At 62.0% G+C, this 292-nt stretch carries 2 protein-coding genes; both read left to right on the top strand.

Annotated elements, in window-relative coordinates:
* A partial coding sequence (locus BK660_RS30800; RefSeq protein ID WP_123436425.1) for an SDR family oxidoreductase occupies positions 1-148 on the top strand: 148 nt, incomplete at its 5' end.
* A partial coding sequence (locus BK660_RS32725) for a trehalase-like domain-containing protein (RefSeq protein WP_185045286.1) occupies positions 141-292 on the top strand: 152 nt, incomplete at its 3' end. The genes BK660_RS30800 and BK660_RS32725, both read left to right, overlap by 8 nt.

The raw sequence follows: 292 nt of genomic DNA, 5'->3' as shown, positions 1-292 counted from the left end.
GATCCCCTCCGGGCGTATCGGCGACGCGGAAGACGTCGCCAACGCCGTGGTCTTTCTCGCCTCCGACGCCTCCGATTACATCGTCGGCACCACCCTGTTTATCGACGGCGGCATGAGCCTCTATCCGGAGTTTCGCGGCAATGGCTGAGCATCACCTGGAACGACAAAGCCCGATCGACGCCCACGGCATCATCGGCGATATGCGCAGCGCGGCACTGGTCAACGACCGTGGCAGCGTGGATTTTTTCTGCTGGCCGGAGTTCGACCGCCCATCGATTTTCTGTGCGTTGCT

Source organism: Pseudomonas brassicacearum, assembly GCF_003732265.1.
GTDB classification, from domain to species: Bacteria; Pseudomonadota; Gammaproteobacteria; order Pseudomonadales; family Pseudomonadaceae; genus Aquipseudomonas; species Aquipseudomonas brassicacearum_D.
The sequence above is the reverse complement of the archived record's forward strand: the minus strand, read 5'-3'. Positions and strand labels throughout refer to the sequence as shown.